Genomic DNA, 25,105 nt, shown 5'->3' with positions numbered 1-25,105 from the left:
AGTTATGGTTTAACGGCATTCCGGATCGCTTCAACCTCGGAGGTTTCCATCCCCATGGCGTTGTCCACTTTAATTTCTTTGTTAATCAGCTTTTGCTTCACTTCTTCGATCTTCGCTTGAACATCTTCCGGGAAAGCGGCTGTATAGATTTCATTTTCCGCAATGCCTACACCGTCTTCTACAAAGCTAAGGATGTCGCGCTTGCCCATTTCCAAGGTGCCCTCGCTCAATCTCTTCACTGCGCCCAGAATGGCTGAATCAATCTTTTTAATAGCCGAGGTAACGATCAGATTCGCTTTTTCAGGATCCGTATCCTTCAGCAGCATTGCTTGGTCGGAATCGACGCCAATCGCGTATTTTTTCTTTTCTTTTGCCGCGTCAAAGATCCCCAGGCCGGTACCGCCGGCGACATTGAAGATAATATCTACGCCCGAATTATACTGGATCAGAGACAATTCCTTGCCCTTCGCCGGGTTAACAAAATCACCTGCATAAGAGACCGCCACTTTAACGTCAGGATCAACATATTGGGCCCCCTGGATGTAGCCGACAAGGAAAGCGTTAATGCCAGGGATGTCCATGCCGCCGACAAAACCAATGACATTGTCTTCATTTGCATTTTCCATGTCCGACCGGGTAGCATAAGCCGCCGCAGCCCCTGCCAGGAAGGATACCTCATTGGTTGCATAAGTCATGCTGTACACGTTGTCCGGAGCTTCTTCAATATCTGTATCATAGTTAATGAATTTTTTATCAGGATTTGCTTCTGCTACAGCGTTGAACATTTCAGTAATCTCAGATCCGCCGGAAATAACAACATCCCAGTCCTGAGCGGCAATATCATTGTAGGTAGGCTCCCATTTGGTTTTGTCCGTTCCCATCTCGACCACTTTGGTTTCTGCGCCAAGCTCTTCTTTAACCTTGTTCAAGCCGCTATTTGCCGCATCAAAGAACGATTTGTCTCCAAGCGTACCCGGAATCAGCAAAATAACCTTCAAGTTCCCATCTTTGCTTGTCCCGCCGTTTGAATCGCTGTTTCCTGTTGAAGCCTGATTGTCTGTGTTGCTGCCGCATGCAGTTACCAGCACCATTACCATTGCTATCAGCAAAACCAGTACATTCTTTTTCATTTCTCGCTCATCGCTCCTATTTCCGAATAAAGTATTTTTTCCATCGGACCTTTGCAGAATTTTACGACTCATTTCCGAACATGGTGGCCAGCCTAGTTGAAAAACTTCCGTCTAATTGATAAGATCATAACAAAAATGAATGCAAAAAATTATAAGATTTCGGTCAATTTTTTATACGATTCGGCTAATCATACCGCGCGGGTTCTGCAAGACATTGAATTTCTTACTTCAGGGAGGTGCTTTATGGATCGTGTTCTTTATATTGTAAATGCTGTTCATGAGCCTAATACGCATATTCCCCCGCATCAGCATGAATGCTATGAACTCGTATATTACGTCAATGCATTAGGCACCTCTAACGTAGGCGCGAAAAATTTCCATTACCGTTCATCCTCGTTTGCTATCATCCCCCCTGGTTATAAGCACGATGAGAAGCATACGCCGGATGCGGAAGCAGAGGTGCTGTTCATTGGCTTTCTATGTGATAATTCCCGCCTGTCTAACCTTGCAGGCGTGTATGACGATGATAAGGAACACACCGTACTGCAAACCTTACTGCGGATAAAGCAAGAATTTCAGCGAAAACGGGAAGGCTTTGCTGAATTGATGAACCTGCAGCTCAGCGAAATCATTGTTCATTTGCTGAGAAATGTGGACGACGGCCTGTCCTCTTTACCTGCTGAGGATCGCATGCAGTATGTCATGAATTATATGGATGAGAACTTCCTGCATAGACTTACGATATCCGGCTTGTCGGAACTATCCGGGTACAGCTACGATCGTTTTCGCCACCTGTTTAAAGAACGCTACCATTTATCCCCGCTTCGCTATCTTTTGCTAAAACGCCTGGATTATGCCAAATCGTTATTGCGCCATACCCAGCTTCCCATCTCGGAGGTATCGGCAGCTTCCGGATTTGTGAACGATGCTCAGTTCTGCAGCATTTTCAAAAGAGAAATCGGCTTAACTCCGCGCAAGTTCAGAATACAGCACAAGGGGCTGGACCCGTTACATTAAACGGTCAGCCCCTTAGGTATGAATTCTCCCTATTTCTTCTTATAAAACTCATGATACAGCTTCATGAGCGCTCTCTTCTCGATCCGTGACACATAGCTCCGGCTAATCCCGAGCTCCTTGGCGATTTCGCGCTGGGTCCGTTCTTCTCCCCCATGCTCCAGCCCGAATCGCCCTTTGATTACTTCTTGCTCTCGCTCGTCCAGGATGTCGAGGTTCTGGTAGATCTTGCTCTTTTCCAGCTTCAACTCAACATGGTCTGCCACTTCATCATTATCACTGCCCAGAATATCAATCAAGGTAATTTCGTTGCCTTCTTTATCCGTTCCGATTGGATCATGCAAAGAGACATCTTTGCGGGTTTTCTTCAGCGACCTCAGGTGCATTAGAATCTCATTCTCTATACAGCGCGCTGCAAATGTCGCCAGCTTCGTCCCTTTACCGAGCCGGTAGCTCTCAATCGCCTTGATCAGACCAATCGTTCCGATGGAGATCAGGTCCTCGAGGTCTTCGCCGGTATTGTCGAATTTTTTGACAATATGCGCAACCAGCCGCAGGTTGTGCTCAATCAGTAAGTTACGGGATACAGGGTCGCCCTGGGCCATTCTTTCCAGGTGCTTCGCTTCCTCCTCCTCCGTTAGGGGCTGGGGGAAGGCGTTATTCTTCACATAAGAGACGAGCAGCGTCAACTGCTTGATGAACATTGCAATTGCAGTAAACAAACCAGGCATTGATGGCACCTCCTGCTGGATCACAATAGAGCAAACTTTAACCACTTCTTCTGGGTCAATTTATTCTATGTGGGTGGGTGCCTATCTGTGCCTGTACGGGAAACAAAAGGGGTTCACTCCCTGTTGTTTCATGTGAATATCCTCCTGATCAGTTTCTGCACCCATTGAGATGCCGCTCATACGCGCTGACCTTTGACTTGATTATCTTGAAGAAAGGTCTTGAATAACAAAAATAACCCGCCCGGCAAAAGCTGAGTAAGCGGGTCATTAATTATCTGGCACAATTTAGTCTAGTGATTAAACCAATCAAAGCTATCAAGCCTCGAATCAATCCTGATGATAGCTCGTCATTCCATCAATAAAGCTCTTCAACCGGCTGCTGGTCTCCTTCAAGTGGTCAATGCTGTCCATGAACTGTGTGACGAGTCGGGATTGGTCTTCGGATGCAGCCGCAATCTGTCCAATATCGGATTCTGTGTGTTCGATAGACCCTTTCACCGCCGCCAAGGAGATCTCAATCTGCTCTGCTGCCGCTTTACTGTTATCGGATAACTTTCTGACCTCTTTTGCTACGATTCCGAATCCCGATCCTGCGTCGCCAACCCGTGCAGCTTCAATAGCTGCATTCAGCCCGAGCAAGCTCGTCTGCTCGGAGATTTCACGGATCATTTGAGTAATGGAGGTGATGCCTGTTGAATTCTCGACGGCCTTCCGGGAGTTAGTCAGAATCTCTGCCGCGACCGCGGTCAATTCCTCTGAATGGGCCGCTACTTGCTGCACGCCGTTAAGAAGCTCGGAGATGGCTTCGTTGGTCTCGTTGATCATTCCTTCGAGCTTCTTCTGATTCTCCATGGAATAATTAATACTAAGGACAGCTTCAACCTCATCCTCCTGGCTCTTGACTGGAATAAATACGACATCGAAAGGCACGCCAAAGGTTTCGGCAGGAATATGACTTGTGTTCAGCTCACGCCCATCCTTCAGGCATTTAAAATCCCGATGCTCCTCAAACAACGCATCTCCAATCTTCAAGCCGAGATTAACCGTCCTGCTATCGGAAATATACATCACCTTCTCCCGATCGAATACAGTAATCGAGACGTCCTCCCGGAACAATTGCTTAACAAAAGGCATGCTCGCAATCAAGCTCTCCACAATACTCATATGAAATTAGACATCCTCTCTATGTATAAATAACTATATTTTATAAAGTGACTTTATTTTCGATATTCTAAAATTTATATCGGTTTGCTTTCCCGAAAAATGAATACAAATAAGCAACCGGGCAGAAGCAGCACATGCACAGATGCACAACAAAAAGCCGCTCCACCATGCTAGACAAGCATCCTGAAACGACCTTTGGATTACACTTGCTTTTCCCTATAATCAGTAGGACATAATCCGGTATATTCTTTGAATACTTTGGAGAAATAATGCTGGTCGCTAAAAGACAGGGCGTCCGAAATCTCCTTCACCTTCATATCGCTTCTGTCAGCCATCAGCCTGCAGGCTTCAGTGATTTTCAAGCGGGTGTAATACTGCACAAAAGAGCTCTCCGCATATCTCTTCATAATTCTGCTGACATAAGAGGGGCTCACATGGAACTTTCGGGCTACATCCGTAATTGAAAGCTGGGAATATAAATTGCCTCGGGTGTACTGGTCAATTTGCCGGAACAACTCCTCCGCGCTTTTACGACGAAGGGATTGCAACTGCTCGAAGACTTGCTTCAACCAGGCCTCGAATCGGATGCTGAAGTCTTCATAACTATCCGCATTCAACAGATGTCTGGCCTCATGTTCCATACTTATCCGGATGTCGGTATCCAGCTCTGCTCCTGCTTGCATGAAGGCTTCAGTAAGCATACGGATAAATCGCTCCAGCTGAGCCAGCCGAGAATCCTCCTCCGCCCATCTGGACATTTGCTCCTTCCCCTTCAACAGAAGCTGCTCCTTGCGGTATCCCCGCAGCATATCCGTGAAGCTTGTCAGAAGCTCTCTCTCCATGCTTTCCTGATCCGAGTCCGATTGAGATTGAGGGACGGCATGGTCCCCATCTAGAACGATACTTTGCTTGATCCGCAGACGCGCCTGAAGCAAATCCGACATCTGGTGATAGACCGCCTTCAGCATGCCCGGCTCCGGCGACTGGCTCCGCCCTACTATAGATACCGGCAGCCCGTGCTGCTCCAGATGCTTACGCAGCTTGTTCGCACACTCATTCAACGATCCGTACCCTTCCATCGCCGCTTTGGGAACGACAGCCAGCATCTGCTTGGGATTCCAAGACGGGTAGACGAGGCAGCCATGCAGCTTGAAAAATTCAGCCGTGTATTGTTGAACGGCTTGTCTGCTCCAGGCTGTGCTCCCCTTAGTAAAAGGCTGCTTTTGTAAAATCAGCAGGTTATTCCCGTAAAGCTGCAGCCCTTTCCGATCTGTATCCGGTACTTCCCGCAGATCAACAATTTCTTTCCAGCTCTCAAGCTCTTCATGACCTTGGCCGTTGAGCTGCTCCATTGCCCGCCCCATCACCTCCGCAAGCTGCTTACGCTCCACCGGCTTCAGCAAGTAATCAAAGACCTGCAGGTTAATCGCTTTACGCGTGTACTCAAAGTCATTGTAGCCGCTGATAAGAACCGCGAGCAGGCGGGGATGAAGCTGCTTAGCTTGCTCAATGAGCGTGAGACCATCCATTTTTGGCATGCGGATATCCGTCAGCAGCAGATCAAAGTGCTGTTTACGGATCAGCTCCAACGCTTCTTCTCCATTCGCGGCCTTGGCGGCAAGCTCCAGCGGCAACTCCAATGAAGTGAGCAGAGACTGAATATTCCGCAAAATCGGCTTGCTGTCTTCCGCAATGAGTACTCGATACACGATCCCCGCCTCCTTTTAGTAGAACTCTCTTGTAAGGGACCCGATAATCTGAACCGTAGCCCCCTCTTCTCCATCCGCATGATTAAAGATATTAAAAAACAGCCGGTTCTGGTACATCAGCTTCAAGCGATGAACGCTGTTGATAATGCCCATATTTCCAATCGACACATGGTCGTTTCTTCCTTCAAGGATTCCCGAATCCGTTATCCCGAGACTATCTTTGATCTGCTTGATCTTGTCCGGATGGAATCCGGACCCGTTATCTTTAATCTCCAGCACCCACAGTCCATTGAATTGCTTGACTGTAATCTTGATCCGCCAGGGAGGGCTCTTTTCGAGAAAAGCATGCTCAATGCAGTTCTCGACGAAGGGCTGAATCGTCAGTCTCGGCAGTTGAATACTGTGCGACAAGGCGTCCGCATGGATCTCCCAGACAAGATCCTCTTCGTACTTCTGCTGCACCAAAGACAGGTAATGCCTGGTATGCTCCAGTTCCTCCGCCAAGGTGACATGAGCATAAGGGGAGGACACAATATACCGCAGGCTATCTGATAGATGCTTGCACATGTCCGATACGAGATGACTCTTCCCCTCTTGGGCCGCGATGCTGATCAAATAGAGAACATTGTGAATAAAGTGAGGGGCAATCTGGGCTTGAAGGGCCGAATTCCGCGCCTTTACCTCTTCATGCAAGGCCGCCTTTTCCCGTTCAATCGATTCCTGCAGCCGGTTCATCAGGTCCTGAAAGGCCTCATTCAGCAAAATCAATTCATTATTTTGGCGCCGGGAGTAATCCTGCTTAATATTCATATTGCTGTAGCTAAGCCGCCATATCTGACTGCGCAGCCTGCGAATCGGGAGCAACAGATTGCGGGTAGACAGGTAAATATAAACGAATGAAACCAGCATTAATAACGTAATGAGCAGCACGGATACTTTGATAATCGAATTGATAGGCCCGGTCACATCCTGCTTGGGAGTAACGAGATAGGCGGTCCATCCTGTGCCCGGAGATTGGTAATAGGCGATGTAGTTCTTATACGGGTCCACATATACGCCCTGCCCGTCCGCAACGGTTGTCAGTTCAATATGTTCATGATCGGAGTTGCCGGATATCCTGTTCCCGCTTCCGTCAAGCACATGCACGGCACCAAGGGCTGCCCCTTCCGTAATCCGCTCGATATAGGACTCATCCAATTGAATCGATAAGTACCCGTACACCCGGCCATTCTGATTCGAAATCGCGCGGATAAAAGACAGATCGCTGTCCTGATGACGCAGCAAGAAGCCGACACCATTCCAAGCCGTATCTGATCTTCCGTCAACCAGCGGCAACTGAAGCATCTGCGGGTTTGTCCCCATGCCGATATAGGATAAAAGCGGTCTGCCCTCCAGGTCGTAAATGGTCATATCCTTGATATTCGTTCGCGGCCCAATGGCCTGAAACATAATATCGAGCAGCTTTCGGTTCTGTTGCAATCTTTCCACCAACGGTACGGACTGATTTCTCTTCTCTAGAATTGCGAATACATCCTTACTGGACAAAATTCGCTGGGACAGCTGATTTTGGCTGTCAATATAGAAATCAATCTGTCCGCTTATGCCGGCGACTGTCTCGATTTTTTCTTCCAAGGTCCTTTCCTTCAATGGGGAAATCACCATCTGGTTCACATAGATCATGAAGCACCCCAATACAAACAGAAGCAGGATGACAAGCGTTAAAAACACCCTCGTTTGAAGACTAAAATGAAATCGGTCCATCAACCTCTTGACCATGGGCAACCCTCTCTTTCATCCTGCGCTTTGCATCAAATGTACCATTATTCCGCAAAATTTGACAACGGTTTCAAGTTCAGAATTTTACACATCATTTGTCATGTACAAACATGTACCCTGTCGGAAATCCATTCTATACTTTACCTGTAAGCGCATTCAATTAGAGGTTAGGGGGATGTTCTTTATGAGAAAAGGAAGGAAAGCAGCAGGAATACTCACCGCTGGCTTGTTGGCCTTCGCGTTGGCCGCCTGTGGTTCCGGAGGCTCCAAATCCGGTGGTGCGGGAGATCATTCGGCAGCTAAAGAGAGCAGCGGAAAAAAAGTAACGATTGAGCTGGCCATTTCCAAAAGCTCGCAGGACTCGGCCTTTATTCAACAGGATCTGCTCGATGAGTTTGAGAAGCAGACCAATATCAAGGTGAATCTGCAATTGATTCCCGCGGAACAGACAACAACCGTGCTTCAGACCAAACTCGCCGTTGAGGAAGCGCCTGACATTATCCAATACAACCTGGCGAGTGCTACCACGGACCTGAACCTGGAGCGCAACTTCGAGATTCTTGATGATGAGCCTTGGGCCAGCCGGCTATTAAATAAGGATGTGCTGTCTGCCTATGGCCACATTTACAGCTTCCATGTCAGTCAAGATACCGGGATGCAGGGTGTCGTCTATAATAAAGATATTTTCGAAGAGCTGGGACTCTCCATTCCGAATAATTATGAAGAATTTCTTGCCGTATGTGAAAAGATCAAGGAGAGCGGCACCACGCCCGTCTTTATGCCTTACAAGGACAACTGGGCGATTAACATCTGGCCGGCAGCTGCATTTGCAGATTTTGTCTCCAAGACCGACCCGACCTTCTTTGACGAACTGAACAACAACAAGCGGAAATGGTCGGACATTCCTGAATTCCAGACCTTTCTGCAGCAGCAATATGACATCTATAAAATGGGATACACCAACACCGACGTCCTCAGTGACAGCTATGACATGGCCGTAGGCAAATTCCTCAATAAAGAAGTCGCTATGATGTTCATGGGTGATTGGCTGATTGAAGGGGTAGCGCAACAAGATCCTAATATGAGATTGGGCGTCTTCCCGATCCCGGCCATCGACAACCCTAGTCTCGGAGCCAGTCCGCTGGGCGGACAGCTGTTCATTCCGAAGACAGCCAAGCACATCGAAGAAGCAAAGAAATTCCTGGACTTCATGGCTTCCAAAGAAATTGCTCAGCAAATCGTAGATTCCAAAGGCTATGTATCCAACTTTAGCGATGTAACGACACCGGCATTGCCCGAGTACAAACAGGAGATCGTAGACCTCTACATTACTCCGAAGAGAACGGTATTGACCACTGATGCTTACATGCTGGTTGACCGTAACGAATTGTACCGGATGCTTCAAGATCAGTTCGCGGGAGGCATGACGCCGGAGGAGCTGCTCAAGGCATGGGATGAGAAGTTTAATCAACTGATGACAGACAAGCAAGTTCCTGGCTTCTAAATAGACAGTGCAATGGCAGCATAATTTCTGCGAAAGCGGATCTTGTGCTGCCACTGGCACAAATGGGGTGTGAGAAATGAAAACAACCAAGCAACTCTACTCTTATTATCTAGTGTTGCCTGCTTTGTTGATTTACTCGGTTTTCTTCGTCATACCTGCCTTTGCAGGCTTCTACTATTCCTTTACGGACTGGCGGATGGATCGGTTGACACTGGAATTCATCGGCTGGAACAACTTCCGGACCATTTTTTCGGATAAGACACTGATCCTTGCGCTCAAGAACACGCTGATCTTCGCAGTAGTGACCGTGCTCGGCAAAAATTTGGTCGGAATTGCGCTCGCGGTCGCTTTAAATATGAAGCTGAGAACCCGCAACCTTCTGCGCGCTATTTTTTACTCGCCATCCATTCTTAGCATTCTTGTTATTGGAATCATCTTTACGCCGATTTTAAGAACAGAAGGTACGCTGAACCATGTATTCGATACGCTCGGGCTTCACTCTCTATCTCAAGCCTGGCTGACCAACCCGAATATCGTCGTCTTCACCATTGCTATGATTTCAATATGGCAGCATGCCGGATTCCAGATGGCGATCTATTTGGCTGGCCTGCAGTCCATTTCCAACGAATATTACGAGGCTGCCACGATTGACGGTGCAGGCTCCTGGAAGAAATTCACGAATATCACGCTTCCTTTACTGCTCCCTGCAATCAATATTAACGTGATGCTCACCCTGATCGGCGGACTCAAAGTGTTCTCCGAGGTCTTCGTCCTTACCGGCGGAGGGCCAGGCAACGCTTCCCAGGTGGTGGGTACCATTATTTTGCGTGCCTTCGGGGAAGGCAACTGGGGACTGGGCACCGCCATCAACACCTTGCTCTTCGTGGCCGTCACCATTACTGCGATTCCGCTGTTAATCTTCATGCGGCGAAAGGAGGTCGCTGAATGATGGGATTCTCACGCAAACTTAAAATCCGCAACTATATCGTTGAAAGCTTCTTGCTGCTTTCTTCCCTGCTGATCTTGCTGCCTGTGATGATCATGATTATCGGCTCCTTCAAGACCAGCGCTGAAGTATTGGACTTCTCCTTGAAGTTCCCCAAGAAGTGGATGTTCTCCAACTATATGACGGTATTTAGAGAGGGAGGCATCGGAAGGGCCTTCCTGAATAGTGTTGTAATCACGGGCATCTCATCCGTCATCAATATTGTTGCTTCCTCGGCTGCATCCTTTATTCTGGCACGGCGGGAGACCAAATTTGCGAATACCCTGTACATGTATTTCTTTATGGGGCTGATTGCCCCGATGTCCACCATTACTACGATTCGCATCGTTCAATGGATGGGCTTCTACGGCAGCGTAACTAGCGTTATTCTCATTTACGCCTCGTTGAATACGGCCTTTAGCGTATTTCTGTACAGCGGATTTATCAAGACTATACCGAAGGCACTGGACGAGGTTGCCTTTCTGGAGGGTGCCGGCGTCTTCAGTGTATTCTTCCGGATTGTTACCCCGTTGATCCTGCCCGTCAATGCCACTGTAGCGATCATGGTGTTCATGTCGGTCTGGAATGATATTACGATTCCGCTCTACTTTTTGACCGACAGCTCAACCTGGACCATGCCGTTATCCATCTATAATTTCTACGGCAAATTTAGCCGGGACTGGAACCTGATCTTCGCAAATCTGGTACTGACCTCGCTTCCTGTCTTTATCCTGTATTTGTTTGGTCAAAAGTATATCGTCAGCGGCTTAACCGCAGGTGCGGTCAAGGGCTGAGCAATACAAAAGAAGGGGTCCCCAAAGTCCGTCAGCTTAGCTGACGGAATAGGGACCCTTTTTCACTTCATCCTTACATCGATAGCACTTCTCCGTGCAGCCTGCTATAAATTCCATTACGCTGGATCAATTGCTCATGCGTGCCATCCTCGGCGATGCCTTTGTCTGCAACGACCAGAATGCGATCCGCATTTCGTACCGTTGTAAGCCGATGCGCAATAATAAACGTCGTGCGCCCTCTGGACAGCTCGGACAGCGCCAGCTGGATCGAAGCCTCTGTCTCGGTATCCAGAGCCGATGTCGCCTCATCCAGAATGAGAATAGGCGGATTCTTCAGGAAGATTCGTGCAATGGACAACCGCTGCTTCTGACCGCCTGACAGCTTCACGCCGCGTTCGCCGATCATCGTATCCAGCCCTTCCGGCATGGACCGGATCATTTCAGCCAATTGAGCCCGCTCTGCAGCCTGCCAGATTTCCTCTTCGCTGGCTCCCAATCTGCCATACTCAATATTTTCACGGATCGATCCGTCGAACAGGAAGACATCCTGCTGCACAATCCCAATCCGGCCCCGCAGACTGCTCAGCGTCAGCTCGCGAATATCTATTCCATCAATCAGGATCTGCCCTTCCTCCACATCATAGAACCTTGGCAGCAAGCTGCAGATCGTCGTCTTGCCTCCGCCGGATGGGCCAACCAGAGCCACCGACTCCCCGGCCCGGATGCTGAGATTCAGCTTCTCAACGATCCGCTTGCCCGACTCGTAGCCGAAGCTGACGTTCCGATAGCTGATTTCCCCAGCCAGCGTAGTTGCTTCATGAGCCCCTGCCTGCTCCTTGACGTCTGATTCCGTATCCAGCAGCTCTTCAAATCTTCTGAAACCGGCCAAGCCTTTTGGAATCGTCTCAATCATGGAGTTGATCGTACGAATCGGCCCGAGAAATACGTTGGACAACAGAATAAAGGCCATAAAATCACCGTAGCTCATACTGCCTTCAATCACAAACCAGGAGCCGCATACGATGACGAACAGGGATACGAACTTCAACATAATGAAGCTGATCGATGAATGCCAAGCCATCACTTTGTAGGTCAATAATTTCGTCAGCCGGAATTGCTCATTGCTTTTTCTGAATTTCTCAATCTCATACGGCTCATTGGCAAACGCCTGAACCACACGCATGCCGCTTACGTTATTCTCAACCCGGGCATTGTAATCCGCAATGTCTTCAAACATCTTGCGGAACGCCCGATTCATCTTGCTTGAAAAATACAGGGATATGCCAATCATGAATGGAACGATGACGAAGGTCAGCACCGCAAGCTGCCAATTGATGCCCAGCATGATCCCCAATGCCCCTAACAGCGTCATGATGGCAATGAACAAATCCTCAGGCGCGTGGTGGGCTACTTCCCCCATATCCATCACATCATTGGTCATCCGGGAGACCAGGTGGCCTGTCTTGTTGTTATCGAAGAAGCGGAAAGACAAGCGCTGCACCCGTTCGAACAGCTTGCGCCGCATATCCGTCTCGATATTAATCCCTAATTTATGCCCATGATAAGTAATCACAAAGTGAAATACGGAGCTGAGCACATAGACAGCGAGCAGAATCAATCCGGCCCAAAAAATCCATTTCCAATCGCCTGCAGGCAAGAAATCGTCAATGATCACGTTAATTGCCAGCGGGAAAGCCAGCTCAAGCAAAGCGGCCATAATGGCGCTGCCGAAATCAAGCATAAACAGCCACTTATAAGGCTTATAATACGAAAAAAAACGAACCAGGGTCTTGATGAGATCACTTCCTCTCCTTGACTATGCCTTGGACAAAAGGTATAAAAAGTACGGTGTGCTAAGAATCGTGATGATAATGCCTGTAGGCACATCCGTTCCGAAGCTGACTGTACGAGTAATCGTGTCTGCTAACAGGACAATCATCGAGCCGGCCAGGCAGGAAGCCGGCAGCAGCAGCTTGTGGTTCGGTCCAACCAGCCTTCTAGCTAGATGGGGTGCGATCAGGCCGACAAAGAAGAAGTTCCCGCCAAGCGCCACACTCCCAGAAGACAAGGCTACCGCAGCAATAGAAATGCCGATAAATTCCGGCTTGACTGCAACCCCTAACCCCGTTGCCGTCTGGGTACCCAACTGCATCAGGTTTAATGTTTTGGATCTGTAAAAAATGTAACCGCAAAGTATGAGCGTCCAGGGAAGCAGGATGGACAGGTACCTCCAGTCATCTCCCCAGAGATCGCCCGCACTCCATCTCAGCATGAAGTCCATTTGCTTATCATCCAGCCTTAACGTCAGCATGATCGTAAATGCGCTATAACCGCTGGACAGAGCTACCCCGTTCAGAATCAGCCCTGTAGGCGACAGCTCCCTGCCCCGCCGAAAGGATAGCAGAAAGATGATCGCCGCTGCGGTCATTCCTCCGATAAAGGATAGAAGCGGAAGCATCATTGCGGATGAAATTCCTTTTGCGGAAAAGAGGACTACAAATACCAGCACAAACAGTCCCGAACCCGAGCTGATCCCCAGCGTCCCCGGACTTGCCATATCGTTGCGGAGCAAGCTCTGCATGATACAACCCGCGGCCCCCATGCCAATTCCTACGAGTATAGCAAGAACAATGCGGGGAAGCCGAAATTCATAGACAATCAAATTTTGTTTATCGGTTCCCTTGCCGAGGAGAACGTTCAACACATCCCCCGGAGAAATATTCATTTTCCCCGAATTCATACCGATTACGGCTATGATCAGCGTTAGAGCCAGCATAACCAGAATAATCATGATTCCGCGTCTTAACGCACCATGCCGCTCCTTCATTCGAATTCCCTCCTCTGCTTGCGAACCAGATAGAGGAAATACGGCACCCCGATGACGGCAAGGACAACACCCAACGGCGTCTCAAAGGGCTTGTTAATTAACCGGCCGACCAGATCAGCCGACACGGTAAGCAATGCGCCAAAGACACCGGATGCCGGAATAATGTAGCGGTAATCCACACCGACCAGACTTCTCGCAATATGAGGGGTAATTAGGCCGATAAAGCCTACAGGCCCCACCACAATGACGGAAATACCGGTCAACAACAACACTACAATCGTAGAAAAGCCTTGGACTACCCGAGTCTTCAACCCTAGTCCGGACGCCACATCCTCACCAAGGCTCATTACGGTCACCGAAGGTGACAGGGCAAGTGCAACAAGGACACCAAACAGGAATACAGGCGCAACCAGCGCCAGCTCTTCCCATTTGGCCCCTGCTGTTGCTCCCGCTGTCCAGAAAGCCAATGCCTGTCCCAAACGATAGCGGATAGATATGTATTGGGAAAAGGCGCCGAAGAGCATCGAAATCGAAATCCCGGCCAGAACCAGCCGTTGCGGCGTCATCCCTCTCTTCCCAAGTGAAGCGACGAAATAAGTGATTCCCGTAGCGACAGCCGCGCCGAGACAAGCGAATATCATAGTAGTAACATAAGTCCGGTCCGGCAAAAAAGCCATGCACAGCGCGATAGAAAAGGTTGCTCCTGAGCTGATCCCCATTAACCCGGAATCGGCGAGCGAATTCCGGGTGGTGCCTTGCATAATGGCTCCGCAGATGGCCAGGCTGCAGCCGACCATAATATCAGCCGCGGTTCTTGGAACCCGGAAGGTACGGATAATGTTGTGCTCCGTCACGGCCGGATCAAAATGAACAATGGCTGCCCATGCGGTCGACATGCTCATATCAGCGGCGCCAAAAGCAATGGAGGCCGCCGATACGAGCACCAGTAATATGCAACCTCCAAGCATATACATAGCAAATCGTGCCTTACCCCGAAGCTTGACGAGGGGAGCATTCATCGCAGATATTCCTTTCAATATTATTCTGCTACTGAATTAATGGCATCCACCATATAATCAAGCTGTGCAGTCAGACTTAATACATCGGAGTAATAGAATAGACCTTGATAGTTACCCGGAATTTCAACCACATGATTTTCAATTACAGCCGGAATGCTTTTCCAGATCTCCGTCTTTTGATATTCAGATTCCACTCCTTCTTTACGGAACCACAGAATATAATCCCCGAAGTATTCATGGGCAACTTCATAGCTGAGCGTTCCCCTTCCCTGACCGCTGTCAATCAGCTCTTGCAGCTTCTGAGGAATGCCCAGGCCCAAGTGATGATAGACTAATGTGCCGCCGCGGGAGTCAGTCTCGTAGCCAATGCCGCTCCAATCACCGGAAGGACCCCAATCCTCCAAAATGCTGAATGTCTTGCCTTCAAAGGCTTCCCCTTTAAACTTCTCCTTGGCTTCGGCAAGCTTGGCTTCAAAGGTCGCTACGGCGTCATTCGCCAGATCCTCACGGCCTGTTGCTTCTCCAAGAATCTTCACCCGTTCGAGTGAGGTAATGTCTCCCTCCGGAACAACAAGCACAGGGGCAATGCTGTTGAACTTGTCAAAATCCGCCTCATCATAAGTAACGATCAAATCCGGATCCAATGCCATGACATCCTCGCGCTCCCAATTCTCTATCTTGGTGGAGTCCATCATTTTATCATAGAAAGGCATTGTTTCTTGGGCCCAGCAATAATAGCCCACAATGTTAAGATCCAGTGCAAATACATCCCCTGCATACCAGTTCACCACGACACGCTGAGGATTGGTTGGCACCTCGATTTCCCCCTTCACCGTTTGAACGGTTCTAGTAGCTGACTGCTCCGCCGCTGTGGCATCTGAGTTAGTCTCTGCTTGTGTCTGTGCAGAGGCCGAATTTGCCGAGCCTGTATTGTTGGCTGGAGCTGGAGCGCCGCATGCTGACAGAAGCAGCATCACACTCATAGCTCCCGCAAGAACGACTGTTTTATTACCAGATAATCCGAACATTGATAACTCCCCATCTTCTTTAGATTTGACCAGTCCAGCTAGCCTTTCCCCATTGTAGCGATGGTGATAATGATTATCAATATCATTATTGGTAATTCCGGTTATCATTTTTCTTCTATATTCACTTGGCGTCATTCGGGTTTGCTTTTTAAACATCCGAATCAAGTTCAGCTCATCCGTGAATCCGCAGCCTGCAGCGATTTCCTGGATTGTGGCCCGGCTATGCCGCAAGCCGTGCATCGCTGCCTCAAGCCTTTTTTCATTCAAGTACTCCTGAAGGCTTTTCTGCTCGCGTTTGCGAAACAGCTTGTTCAATAGACTGCGGCTTATGGGAAGCATTTCGGACAGCTGCTGGATGGAAACCGGCTCCGTAAAGTGCTTGTCCAAATACTGCTTAACCCATTCCACGTAATCCGGATCAATATACGAGATGTCTCCCCTTTCCAGCTCCTTATACAGCTCATGAACAAGCTGATAGAAGGAAGACTTGGCATGCAGATGATTGAGCGCCGAGCCTCTGCTCCAGCTAGTGTACAGATCATGGAACCTTTTCGTGAAAAAAATAGGATTCCCCGGTGAAAAGCCATACACTTGTTCAAACGGCTTGGCATGCTCCTTCCATCGGTGGGGCTCCCGCTTATATAAAGGAGGCTTTGCTTTATATAACACCATGTAGAGCTCAAGCTGCGAACCGGACGGATAGATCGCCAATTCGGTGCCCTTTCCGCCGTGAAACAGATTATAACGCTCTAACGGATAGAATGTTTGATTCAGTCTTACATCTCCGCTCCCCCCATAAATATAGAGCATCGTGCTTGTCGGCATTGTATAGCCGTCGATCGGTTCGGCGGGATCAAGCAGCGAATGGCGAATATCAATCAAGGAAATAGATGAGCGTGCCCACTGCCAAATAGCATCCTCGATCACCTCCGGGGTAAAGCGTTTGGTTAAGCACTCCTCATCCGGCATCACTCTTCACTCCCTTGTAGGTACTAAAAAATAACAGCCCCTTCTAGGAGCTGCAAAGTGAGATTACTCGATCAGTTTTAGTTTATTGATAATGATTATCACTGTCAATAAATTTTTAGATTCGCTTTCCAAGAATGCGACAACATAACCACTCTGCCCTTACCATTTGAAGGTCATCATCGATTTTCCAGGGACGTTATAAGTAAACGCTTGGTTCCCCCACTGAATCTTAATGTTCTGACTTAAGGATTGAGGATTATACACGACGATGACTTTAGAGCCATCCGGGTTTTTGAACGCCACATTCTTCATATCTCCGTAAGTATTGGAGTCCACACGATATGCGCCGGGAACGACAAACTTGCTGTAGTGCCCGAGCAGATAGTACTGCTTCTTGTACGTTACGATGTTCTCAGGCCGATCGTTGCGGTTATCTGAATTTTGAATCGTAATCATCCCGCGATTGCTGTTGTTCGCCGCTAGCAGCGTCGGTCCGCTTCGTTGATCCAGTGCCGCGTTCCACGTAATGATCGACTTCGACCAGTTGCGGGTAATGTTAATGAATTCGTTTGCCATATTATCAAATCCGGAATGTGTGCCGTTCTCCGGATCATTCCAGGTTCCGAAGCCGCCTTCGGTGAACCAGATATCCTTATCCGGGTGAGCGTTATGAAGACTGGTCATTTGCGAGCCATCGCCGCTGTCATAGTGGTGGAAAGCGCTTCCGGAAACGAAGTGGCCTTTTCCGGCATTTTTAAGATCAGTGATCACTTTATTAGGGAAACCCCAGTCTAAATAATTGTGGTCAAACGTAATGATCTTAGTGTTTAATCCCGCGCTTTGAAAGGTTGGACCAATAAAATCGCCGATCGCGCCAATTTGATCCTGTTCATTCATTTTCATCGTCGGGTAGTTTGACGTTTCATATAAAGGCTCATTTTGCACGGTAATCGCGTAGATCGGAATGCCTTCATTTTGGTAAGCCTGGACAAATTTCTTCAAGTAATCTGCGAACGTCTGATAATTCTCGGCCTTCAGTTTCCCCCCATTTAATGAGTTCGAATATTTCATCCAAGCAGGTGCGCTCCAGGTGGACGCAAATACTTTTATGTTTGGATTTTTGGCTAATGCCTGCTTCACCATTGGAACAATATACGGCTTATCTCGGCCGATCGAGAAATTGTTCAAATTATTATCGTTTGGAGTATCCGCATAGGTATATGCCTCCCAGTTAAAATCGGATGCACCGATCGGCTGACGCAACACGCTTAATCCAATTCCGCTATGACCAAATAATTTTTCCATGACCTCCGCACGTTTGGAAGAATCCAGCTTGTAATTCAGCAGCCAGGCAGAAGCATCCGTAATTGAAACGCCAAAGCCATCCATTTGCTGCCTCGTCGCATTCTCATCGATGCGAATGCTGTAAGTCACATTGCCCGTATCGGCACCAAAGGACACATCCCCTTTACGGGTCAGTCTGGCAGAAGTGCTAAGACCTGAATCCGTCTGCGAAGGATCGGACGTTGAAATCCATACCTCAACCGCTTCCCCGGCCGCATTAGCATGTATCGGTGCAATTAAAGAAGATAAAGCTAATCCACCGGCTAAAGCCATACAAAAACTCCTTTTGACTACTTTTCTGGACAAGACCGCCAATGACATTTCCAATTCCTCCCTTGTAATCGATTACAATTGGATAATATCACGTTTTAAATAACTTTTAAAGTAGCATTTTCCAGATAAACTAATCTGAGTCTAATATTCCATTTGTACGAAAAGATCAAAAAGCGATCCTCTCAGGCTCCATGGAACCGAAAGTATCGCTCTTTGTTCACAAGCTATATCACCTGTGTTGATTGCTAAGCGGTCGCCTTAATAAGGTCCGCGAATATGTCCCGCCACTTCCGTCTTGTAAAAATTGTTTAGGCGCTCCAGCTCATCGGGACGAAACGCCGGAACCTGCAACGTACCAAGGTTGTCTTCCACCTGACGTACATTCTTAAATCCAGGAATGACGCAGGTCACTTCAGGATGCTCAAGAATCCAGCGCATGGAAGCACGGGCCATGTCCCCGCGACCCTCGGCAATCCAGGACAACCGGGAAGCAAGTTCTACCCCTTTAGTGAAAGGCAAGCCGGCAAAAGTCTCACCCACATTAAATTGCTCTCCATTCGCGTTGAAATTCCGGTGATCGTCCTCACTAAATTTCGTATCCTTCGAAAATTTACCTGTCAACAAGCCGCTAGCCAGCGGCAATCTGGCCAAGATTCCCACACCGGCGGCTTTTGCCTCAGCAAATAATTCCTCAGCAGGCTTCTGGCGGAACAAATTGAAGATAACTTGAAGCGCTTTCACTCCAGGTGCACTCAGACAAAACTGACCTTCCTCCACCGTCTCCACACTAACGCCATAGTGACGAATTTTCCCTTCGGCTTGCAGCTTGTCCAACACCTCGAACACCTTACCATCCTTCAATACCGCTAGTGGCGGACAATGAATTTGATATAAATCAAGGCGCTCGCGCTGCAGTCGCTTCAGGCTGCCCTCACAATAAGCTCGGACCGAGTCTTCGGAATACGTATTGAGGTCATAAATATCGCCCGCTCGGCAAAATTTTGTAGCAATATGAATCTCGTCCTCTTTGCCTTTTGTCGCTTTAGCCAGCAACTCTTCCGCATGCCCGGAGCCATAGACATCCGCTGTATCAAAAAAGTTAACGCCTTGTTCCATCGCTGTCGCAAGACCTCGCAGCGCCTCCTGATCGTCGGAATGGCCCCAACTGCCGCCGATTGCCCATGTTCCAAAGCTTAGCTCGCTCACTCGTAATTCTGTATCTCCCAATTGACGATAATTCAACGTTTTCCCTCTCCTTAATTACCTGTCTCAATAAGAGAATAGTCAAAAAAACGTTTTTTTGCAACATGCAGCGGTCTTGGATCAAAATAACCACTGTACGTACTCCTGGTTGTCAGTTACAATACATCCATATGTCCATTCCGCGGTATCGGAGGAATGGCTGCAAATGAACTATGGAGGCTCAACTTACACTATGCACAACGCAACATCTACTCAAGTAAAAATCGTTACGGCTGATCCGAGCGGAATCGGCTTATTCGGGCTGGCGATTGTTACCCTGGTCGCGTCCTCGCAAAAGCTCGGATGGACCGAAGGTCTTAGCTATGCCATTCCGTGGGCCATCTTCCTTGGGGCCTTCGCTCAGTTATTCGCCAGTATTCAGGACGGCAAGCATAATAACACCTTCGGGATGACCGCATTCGGTGCATACGCCTTTTTCTGGTTTGCTATGGGAACAAGCTGGTTGATCAAGCTGGGCGTATTCGGGGCTGAGCTTGCTTCCGGCGTGGACGGCAAGCAGTTGGGATTCGCCTTCCTCGGCTATCTTATTTTTACGATATTTATGACCATCGGTGCGATGGAGACGCATAAAGTACTATTCTTTATTTTTGCGCTGATTGATGTCCTGTTCCTGGGTTTAAGTCTGGATGCCTTCGGCATTGTTCCTGAATTCTCCCACGCTCTGGCAGCATGGGCGGAGCTCTGTATCGGGCTTCTCTCGCTCTATGGAGCCGGAGCTGCGGTGCTGAACGTCCATTTCGGAAGAAGCTTTCTTCCCGTAGGACGTCCATTCGGGATTTTCAAGCCACGGGCATAAGATTTCACAATATATTTAGAAAATAGCCGTCCTGCTGCGCTCCGATACGCGCGGCAGAACGGCTATTATTTTGATCATCCTATATAAGCTGAACCAAAGAAATTTACCGATTTTTTCGTCCAGAGAGATATTGCGTTCCCAGAAAGAGCACTCCCCCTAAGAGGGAAACCAGCGATGCGAACAGATACATACTCTCTCCGCCATATAAATCGTTAAGGCTCCCCCCGATCAATCCGCCTGACATGCCTGCCAGACCAAGGTATACCATGCTGAGCAAAGAAAAGCCTGTCGCTCCCAGCTCAGGAGGGAGAACCCGGGCGACGTAGTGCATCGCAACTAACCAGAAAATTGCAAAGGTCAGCGCGGCTCCCGCCTGCAAGAACAACAGCACCCACGGCTCATCCGTTACATAGTATATCAACCATCGTAATGCATATAAAAGACCGACAATGCCAAGCAGGGCAAACTCATGGATTTTGTGCAGATATCTGCCCAGCAAAGCGAACACCGGAATTTCCACGGCAGCTGCAAGCGCCCACGCCCAGCCTACCATCGAGTCCGTTGCCCCTAGTTCCTTCATATACAGGCCGAGCATGACGTCATTGAGCCGATGCGGTACCGAAATGATAAAGACAAGCACAAGAAACCAGAGAAACGACTTATTCTTGAAAATGGCACCCAGCGACTTGAGCGTCATACCGCCGCCCTCAGCCGGTTCATCCTTCAGGAAGATGAGCAGCAGCAAGGGGATCGCCCACACAGCCCATAACAAATAGGGCAGGCGGGTAATTCCCCCCAGCAAGGCCAGAATCGCGCCTCCTGTGAGAGATATCATCGTATATCCCATGGAGCCGAACAACCGTACCGAGCCATAAGAAATTCCTCTTCGCGACGCGGACTGAACCGATATACTGTCCACCAGCGGCATGGACGGCTGAAAGAAAAAGTACAATGCCAGCACAAATATCAAGGTAAGAACATAATTAGAACCTGCATGAAACAAGACAACACTGCTGGCAATAGCGAGGGTCCATAAGACAAAAATGATAGCCTTTACGGCCTGAAGGCGGTCGCTAACATACCCCCACATCGGTTGAACCAGACTTGCCACAAACGGGCCGATAACCATAAGAAACCCGATCTGTGAAGAAGAATAGCCCTGATTTGAGAAATAAAGCGGCAAGAACGGTGCCACCACAGCCAGAATAGCGTACTGCCAAAAATTTAACCACCGGAGAACCAGGACTTGCTTATCCTTGCGATCCCCATCCTTAATCTCTGTCTTCAACCTCAATCTCTCCGCTCCATTATGATGGCCTCATTTCTTATAGTCCAAGCATGAATTGCAGGGTCCGGTCGCCAAATCCCGGGAGGTATTCATGCCCAAAGTCGGGATAGACCTCGACCTGCTTCGGTGCTTGAATCTTATTATAGGCTGCAAATTGGGTCGACGGAGGGCAAATCGTATCCATCAGACCGACCGCCATCAGCACCTCGCCTTGAATCCGATCAGCTAAGTGCTGGATATCGATATAGCCCAGCTTGTTGAATATCTCTTCCTCCCTCGTATGCAGCGGGTCGTGAAAACGGAAGAAATTTCGAAGCTCCTCATAAGCATCCTTAGCCAGATCCATCTCCCATACACGGCGGTAATCACTGAGGAACGGATACACCGGAGCCAGACGCTTGATCCGTGGTTCCAGCGCTGCACAAGCAATGGTCAATCCGCCGCCCTGAGAGCCCCCGATCGCTCCAACACGCTGCTCATCCACCTCGGGGAAGCTCATCACGATTCGTGCCAACTGTACAGTATCCAGAAAAATCTGGCGGAACAAGAGCTTATCCGGATGATCATCAAGTCCACGAATAATATGTCCCCGAAGTGTTGTCCCCTTTACTTGTCCGGCATCCTCGGAGCTTCCCCCCTGTCCCCGGCAATCCAGTGCTGCAATGGAATAACCGATCGAAGCATAGGCCAGCTTGTCGCTCCAATCGCCGCTGTTCCAAGCATATCCATGGAACTGCAGGACGGCAGGATGCGGAGTCGTAGCGGCTTTGGGCCTTACATATTTCGCATGAATTCTCGCCCCCTGCACGCCTGTAAAATACAAATCGAAGCATTCCGCATGTGGAGCCTGAAAGTTGCTTGGCACCAGCTCAACCTGAGGATCTACGTCTTCCAATTCCGCAAGCGCTCTGGCCCAGTATTGATCGAAATCATCCGGCCTGGGGCTGATCCCTTGGTATTTCACTAATTCGGGCATCGGCATATCAATAATCGGCATCGTTTCTACTCCTTATATGTAAAATGAAAGCGAAAACACATGGTAATCATAGAACAATTGCCTGAGTGCTTCAAGTATATTTCTTCGCAATTTGACCTGTTTAAAAATAAAAATACCTCCGGCCAAATGGCGGAGGTATTTCATCATTGTAAAGAGATCTCCCTTATTCCGATACTACAGGTTCACCTGTTACTTTTCCCGGTTCCTCGGGTGCAGCGGCAGCCTGATTCGACGTGCGAAGCGGCAGCTCCTTCAGGAAAAAGACAAGGAAGAAGGCAATGACCAGAACCAGAGTCCCTGTCAAGAATACATGAGACAAAGTATCCCCGAGAATATCGCGGATGCTTTGAATCAATTGAGCAAACATCGGTTGAATCTCTGTCGGCAGGCTTGCTTGCGTCTGTTCGATCAACGGCTTATTCATCAACTGGTTCGGATTGGCGAAGGACGCCATCTTCTGGGCAATCTCCGGATCAAGGCCGCTGAGGTCTGCGCTGGCTGAGCCCATTGCGTTCTTCAGGTTACGAGTCAGGCTATTCGACATGACCGTTCCCATCACTGCGATCCCGATTGTACCGCCAAGATTACGGAACAACTGGGAGGATGCCGTAACAACGCCAAGCTCCTTATGAGGCACGGCATTTTGCGTTGCCAATGAGAAGACCGGCATGCCCAGACCAAGACCCAGGCCAAATATGATCATGCTCACAATCGCCATCCCTACGCTGTTCATGAATACCATTAACGCCATCCCGGCAATCATAATCGGCATGCCGATCAGGGCGAAGCGTTTATATTTACCGGATTTAGCGATCAATTGACCGGTCACTGCACTTGTTATCACCATGAATATCGACATCGGCATGGTCACATATCCCGCGTAGGTCGGGGAGATTCCCATGACCCCTTGCACGAAGAACGAAATGTAGATCAACGCCCCCATCATTCCGAAGTTCATAATAAATCCGATAAGATTAGAAATGGTAACTACACTGTTCTTGAACAGATGCATAGGCAGGATCGGGTTGCTTGAATACAATTCAACAATAACGAAGATAATTCCGGAAGCAATCGTTGCTGCCAGCAGCCCCAGAATTTGCGCTGAGCCCCATGAATATTGGGTGCCTGCCCACGAAAAAGCCAGCAACAATGGGACAATCGTTGTTGTCATGAACAGCGAACCCAGAAGGTCGATCTTCTCGCCCGGCTTGCGCTCCACCTTCGGGAACAGAGTCAGAATCATAATGAAGGCAACTACACCCAGCGGCAGGAAGATCCAGAACAACCAGTGCCAATCCAGATGATCGACCAAGTATCCGCCTAGCGTAGGACCAAGTACACTGGAGAAACCGAAGATGGCGGTCATAAAGCCCATCCACTTCCCGCGCTCGCGCGGCGCGAACAGGTCGCCTACTGCCGTGAAGGCGGTCGACTGGATAATCCCCGCTCCAATCCCTTGAATCCCCCGGTAAGTAATAAATTGAAATACATTATCCGACGTTCCTGTCAGGAAGGCCCCGACCATGAACAGCAATATACCTAACAGAATAAACGGCTTCCGTCCGAACATATCGGACAGCTTGCCGACCAGCACCGTAGCAATAGTTGAGGTCAGCAGATAAATATTGATGGTCCAGGTGTAATAATCCATGCCATCCAGTATTGAAATAATACGCGGCATTGCCGTACTGACGATCGTTTGGTTGATCGCGGCAAAGAACATGGCGGCCATAACAGCTACCATAATTGATAATTTACGTTTTTGTGTTAAATGTTCCATTCTTCTCTCTCCACCTCGTTGTTCTTGAATCCTGTTCTGATTTCTTTTTCTCTCTGTCTTATAGAATGATCTGAACGTGCTACAGTTTATCCAGATTTCCAAGCAAAATGGAATAGATCCGCTTCAAATGATCAATATCCTCATCACTAAGGTCAGAAAATACCTGAAGAAGGGTCTCACGCTGACTTTCGCTTAGCTTGTCGACCATCTCGCGGCCTTTTTCGGTAATCGAGATCATAACCACCCGTCGATCCTGTTCTGTGCGGGTTCTCTCCACATACCCATCCACCAGCAGCTTGTCAGTCAGTCCGGTTATTGCCGCCGAAGTAAGGCCTTGCCGCTCTGCAAGCTCGGATACCTTCAGAGAGCCGCACCGGTTCAGCATATAGAGCATCTTGAACTGGGGAAAACTGATGTTATCGTTCTTCTGTCTATTCCATAGATGGGTTATCCCCTTAACCAGCATCCTGAACATCGATGAAACTTCAAATATGGCCTCCCGATCTGCCAATGACAGCAAACCTCCTCCTTTAATTTAGTTAACTAATTAATAATTTATAACTAAATAAATTAATACTGAATTATTAAAGCATTTACTAATATAACGCCTTCAGCTTCTGCCGTCAAGATAGAATAAATAGAAATGTTGTTGTGCTGTGATAATGTCACCCTATAACTGTTCTGAGATAATGTCACTATGGGACAGGAGACATT

At 48.6% G+C, this 25,105-nt stretch carries 20 protein-coding genes; 5 read left to right on the top strand and 15 right to left on the bottom strand.

The window, feature by feature from the left end:
- Positions 1 to 2: 2 nt before the first annotated feature.
- On the bottom strand, positions 3 to 1,130 hold the full coding sequence (locus KQJ23_RS18200; protein ID WP_216480337.1) for a BMP family ABC transporter substrate-binding protein: 1,128 nt from the start codon (positions 1,128 to 1,130) through the stop codon (positions 3 to 5).
- Between the two features lie 243 nt (positions 1,131 to 1,373).
- Between KQJ23_RS18200 and KQJ23_RS18195 the strand changes: the two genes are divergently transcribed.
- A complete protein-coding gene (locus KQJ23_RS18195) occupies positions 1,374 to 2,147 on the top strand; it encodes an AraC family transcriptional regulator (protein WP_216480336.1) in 774 nt (257 codons plus the stop codon).
- A gap of 29 nt (positions 2,148 to 2,176) precedes the next feature.
- On the opposite strand, the gene sigK is transcribed toward KQJ23_RS18195, so the two are convergent.
- From sigK to KQJ23_RS18175, 4 genes are all read right to left on the bottom strand, one after another.
- Positions 2,177 to 2,875: an RNA polymerase sporulation sigma factor SigK gene (gene sigK / locus KQJ23_RS18190; protein ID WP_044479583.1), complete on the bottom strand. Its 699-nt coding sequence runs from the start codon at positions 2,873 to 2,875 to the stop codon at positions 2,177 to 2,179.
- Between the two features lie 327 nt (positions 2,876 to 3,202).
- A complete protein-coding gene (locus KQJ23_RS18185; RefSeq protein ID WP_216480335.1) occupies positions 3,203 to 4,039 on the bottom strand; it encodes a methyl-accepting chemotaxis protein in 837 nt (278 codons plus the stop codon).
- A 200-nt stretch (positions 4,040 to 4,239) separates the two neighbouring features.
- Positions 4,240 to 5,748, bottom strand: coding sequence for a response regulator (locus KQJ23_RS24135; RefSeq protein WP_216480334.1), 1,509 nt, complete (start codon positions 5,746 to 5,748; stop codon positions 4,240 to 4,242).
- Positions 5,749 to 5,763: 15 nt separating this feature from the next.
- Positions 5,764 to 7,509, bottom strand: coding sequence for a cache domain-containing sensor histidine kinase (locus tag KQJ23_RS18175; RefSeq protein WP_249529885.1), 1,746 nt, complete (start codon positions 7,507 to 7,509; stop codon positions 5,764 to 5,766).
- A gap of 199 nt (positions 7,510 to 7,708) precedes the next feature.
- Between KQJ23_RS18175 and KQJ23_RS18170 the strand changes: the two genes are divergently transcribed.
- The 3 genes from KQJ23_RS18170 (at position 7,709) to KQJ23_RS18160 (ending at position 10,807) form a co-directional block, all read left to right on the top strand.
- Positions 7,709 to 9,028 carry an ABC transporter substrate-binding protein gene (locus KQJ23_RS18170; protein ID WP_216480332.1) on the top strand — a complete coding sequence of 440 codons (1,320 nt, stop codon included), beginning with the start codon at positions 7,709 to 7,711 and terminating at the stop codon, positions 9,026 to 9,028.
- 76 nt (positions 9,029 to 9,104) lie between these two features.
- On the top strand, positions 9,105 to 9,977 hold the full coding sequence (locus KQJ23_RS18165; RefSeq protein ID WP_216480331.1) for a carbohydrate ABC transporter permease: 873 nt from the start codon (positions 9,105 to 9,107) through the stop codon (positions 9,975 to 9,977).
- Entirely contained in the window at positions 9,977 to 10,807 is an 831-nt protein-coding gene (locus KQJ23_RS18160) for a carbohydrate ABC transporter permease (protein ID WP_216480394.1), read from the top strand. The genes KQJ23_RS18165 and KQJ23_RS18160 overlap by 1 nt, the downstream gene beginning before the upstream one ends.
- A gap of 73 nt (positions 10,808 to 10,880) precedes the next feature.
- Here KQJ23_RS18160 and KQJ23_RS18155 read toward each other — a convergent pair whose 3' ends face one another.
- The 6 genes from KQJ23_RS18155 to KQJ23_RS18130 form a co-directional block, all read right to left on the bottom strand.
- Positions 10,881 to 12,548, bottom strand: coding sequence for an ABC transporter ATP-binding protein (locus tag KQJ23_RS18155; RefSeq protein ID WP_216480330.1), 1,668 nt, complete (start codon positions 12,546 to 12,548; stop codon positions 10,881 to 10,883).
- A 75-nt stretch (positions 12,549 to 12,623) separates the two neighbouring features.
- Positions 12,624 to 13,634 carry a FecCD family ABC transporter permease gene (locus KQJ23_RS18150; protein ID WP_216480329.1) on the bottom strand — a complete coding sequence of 337 codons (1,011 nt, stop codon included), beginning with the start codon at positions 13,632 to 13,634 and terminating at the stop codon, positions 12,624 to 12,626.
- Positions 13,631 to 14,653, bottom strand: a complete 1,023-nt coding sequence (locus KQJ23_RS18145; RefSeq protein ID WP_216480393.1) for a FecCD family ABC transporter permease — start codon at positions 14,651 to 14,653, stop codon at positions 13,631 to 13,633. The genes KQJ23_RS18150 and KQJ23_RS18145 overlap by 4 nt, the downstream gene beginning before the upstream one ends.
- 20 nt (positions 14,654 to 14,673) lie before the next feature.
- Complete coding sequence (locus KQJ23_RS18140; RefSeq protein ID WP_216480328.1) at positions 14,674 to 16,650, bottom strand: AraC family transcriptional regulator; 1,977 nt, start codon at positions 16,648 to 16,650, stop codon at positions 14,674 to 14,676.
- 159 nt (positions 16,651 to 16,809) lie between these two features.
- Positions 16,810 to 18,267, bottom strand: coding sequence for a glycoside hydrolase family 30 protein (locus KQJ23_RS18135; protein WP_216480327.1), 1,458 nt, complete (start codon positions 18,265 to 18,267; stop codon positions 16,810 to 16,812).
- A 258-nt stretch (positions 18,268 to 18,525) separates the two neighbouring features.
- Complete coding sequence (locus KQJ23_RS18130) at positions 18,526 to 19,509, bottom strand: aldo/keto reductase (protein WP_216480326.1); 984 nt, start codon at positions 19,507 to 19,509, stop codon at positions 18,526 to 18,528.
- 193 nt (positions 19,510 to 19,702) lie between these two features.
- On the opposite strand from KQJ23_RS18130, the gene KQJ23_RS18125 reads away from it, so the two are divergent.
- Positions 19,703 to 20,326 carry an acetate uptake transporter gene (locus KQJ23_RS18125; protein WP_216480325.1) on the top strand — a complete coding sequence of 208 codons (624 nt, stop codon included), beginning with the start codon at positions 19,703 to 19,705 and terminating at the stop codon, positions 20,324 to 20,326.
- 103 nt (positions 20,327 to 20,429) lie between these two features.
- On the opposite strand, the gene KQJ23_RS18120 is transcribed toward KQJ23_RS18125, so the two are convergent.
- From KQJ23_RS18120 to KQJ23_RS18105, 4 genes are all read right to left on the bottom strand, one after another.
- Positions 20,430 to 21,614, bottom strand: a complete 1,185-nt coding sequence (locus tag KQJ23_RS18120; protein ID WP_249529884.1) for an MFS transporter — start codon at positions 21,612 to 21,614, stop codon at positions 20,430 to 20,432.
- A 37-nt stretch (positions 21,615 to 21,651) separates the two neighbouring features.
- Positions 21,652 to 22,611 carry an acetylxylan esterase gene (locus KQJ23_RS18115; RefSeq protein WP_216480324.1) on the bottom strand — a complete coding sequence of 320 codons (960 nt, stop codon included), beginning with the start codon at positions 22,609 to 22,611 and terminating at the stop codon, positions 21,652 to 21,654.
- Between the two features lie 163 nt (positions 22,612 to 22,774).
- Positions 22,775 to 24,391, bottom strand: coding sequence for an MDR family MFS transporter (locus KQJ23_RS18110; RefSeq protein WP_216480323.1), 1,617 nt, complete (start codon positions 24,389 to 24,391; stop codon positions 22,775 to 22,777).
- A 79-nt stretch (positions 24,392 to 24,470) separates the two neighbouring features.
- On the bottom strand, positions 24,471 to 24,902 hold the full coding sequence (locus tag KQJ23_RS18105) for a MarR family winged helix-turn-helix transcriptional regulator (protein WP_216480322.1): 432 nt from the start codon (positions 24,900 to 24,902) through the stop codon (positions 24,471 to 24,473).
- Positions 24,903 to 25,105 lie beyond the last annotated feature (203 nt).

The organism is Paenibacillus brevis (genome assembly GCF_018919145.1).
In the GTDB taxonomy this organism is placed as follows: Bacteria; Bacillota; Bacilli; order Paenibacillales; family Paenibacillaceae; genus Fontibacillus; species Fontibacillus brevis.
The sequence above is the reverse complement of the archived record's forward strand: the minus strand, read 5'-3'. Positions and strand labels throughout refer to the sequence as shown.

Excerpts from the sequence above, each read along its gene's own strand:
- sigK (WP_044479583.1), bottom strand. The coding sequence starts at position 2,875 with ATGCCTGGTTTGTTTACTGCAATTGCAATGTTCATCAAGCAGTTGACG.
- KQJ23_RS18165 (WP_216480331.1), top strand. The coding sequence starts at position 9,105 with ATGAAAACAACCAAGCAACTCTACTCTTATTATCTAGTGTTGCCTGCT.
- KQJ23_RS18110 (WP_216480323.1), bottom strand. The coding sequence starts at position 24,391 with ATGGAACATTTAACACAAAAACGTAAATTATCAATTATGGTAGCTGTT.
- KQJ23_RS18185 (WP_216480335.1), bottom strand. The coding sequence starts at position 4,039 with ATGAGTATTGTGGAGAGCTTGATTGCGAGCATGCCTTTTGTTAAGCAA.
- KQJ23_RS18125 (WP_216480325.1), top strand. The coding sequence starts at position 19,703 with ATGCACAACGCAACATCTACTCAAGTAAAAATCGTTACGGCTGATCCG.
- KQJ23_RS18135 (WP_216480327.1), bottom strand. The coding sequence starts at position 18,267 with ATGGCTTTAGCCGGTGGATTAGCTTTATCTTCTTTAATTGCACCGATA.
- KQJ23_RS18160 (WP_216480394.1), top strand. The coding sequence starts at position 9,977 with ATGGGATTCTCACGCAAACTTAAAATCCGCAACTATATCGTTGAAAGC.
- KQJ23_RS18140 (WP_216480328.1), bottom strand. The coding sequence starts at position 16,650 with ATGCCGGATGAGGAGTGCTTAACCAAACGCTTTACCCCGGAGGTGATC.
- KQJ23_RS18155 (WP_216480330.1), bottom strand. The coding sequence starts at position 12,548 with ATGCTTGATTTCGGCAGCGCCATTATGGCCGCTTTGCTTGAGCTGGCT.
- KQJ23_RS18170 (WP_216480332.1), top strand. The coding sequence starts at position 7,709 with ATGAGAAAAGGAAGGAAAGCAGCAGGAATACTCACCGCTGGCTTGTTG.
- KQJ23_RS18200 (WP_216480337.1), bottom strand. The coding sequence starts at position 1,130 with ATGAAAAAGAATGTACTGGTTTTGCTGATAGCAATGGTAATGGTGCTG.
- KQJ23_RS18195 (WP_216480336.1), top strand. The coding sequence starts at position 1,374 with ATGGATCGTGTTCTTTATATTGTAAATGCTGTTCATGAGCCTAATACG.
- KQJ23_RS18115 (WP_216480324.1), bottom strand. The coding sequence starts at position 22,611 with ATGCCGATTATTGATATGCCGATGCCCGAATTAGTGAAATACCAAGGG.
- KQJ23_RS18145 (WP_216480393.1), bottom strand. The coding sequence starts at position 14,653 with ATGAATGCTCCCCTCGTCAAGCTTCGGGGTAAGGCACGATTTGCTATG.
- KQJ23_RS18175 (WP_249529885.1), bottom strand. The coding sequence starts at position 7,509 with ATGGACCGATTTCATTTTAGTCTTCAAACGAGGGTGTTTTTAACGCTT.
- KQJ23_RS18150 (WP_216480329.1), bottom strand. The coding sequence starts at position 13,634 with ATGAAGGAGCGGCATGGTGCGTTAAGACGCGGAATCATGATTATTCTG.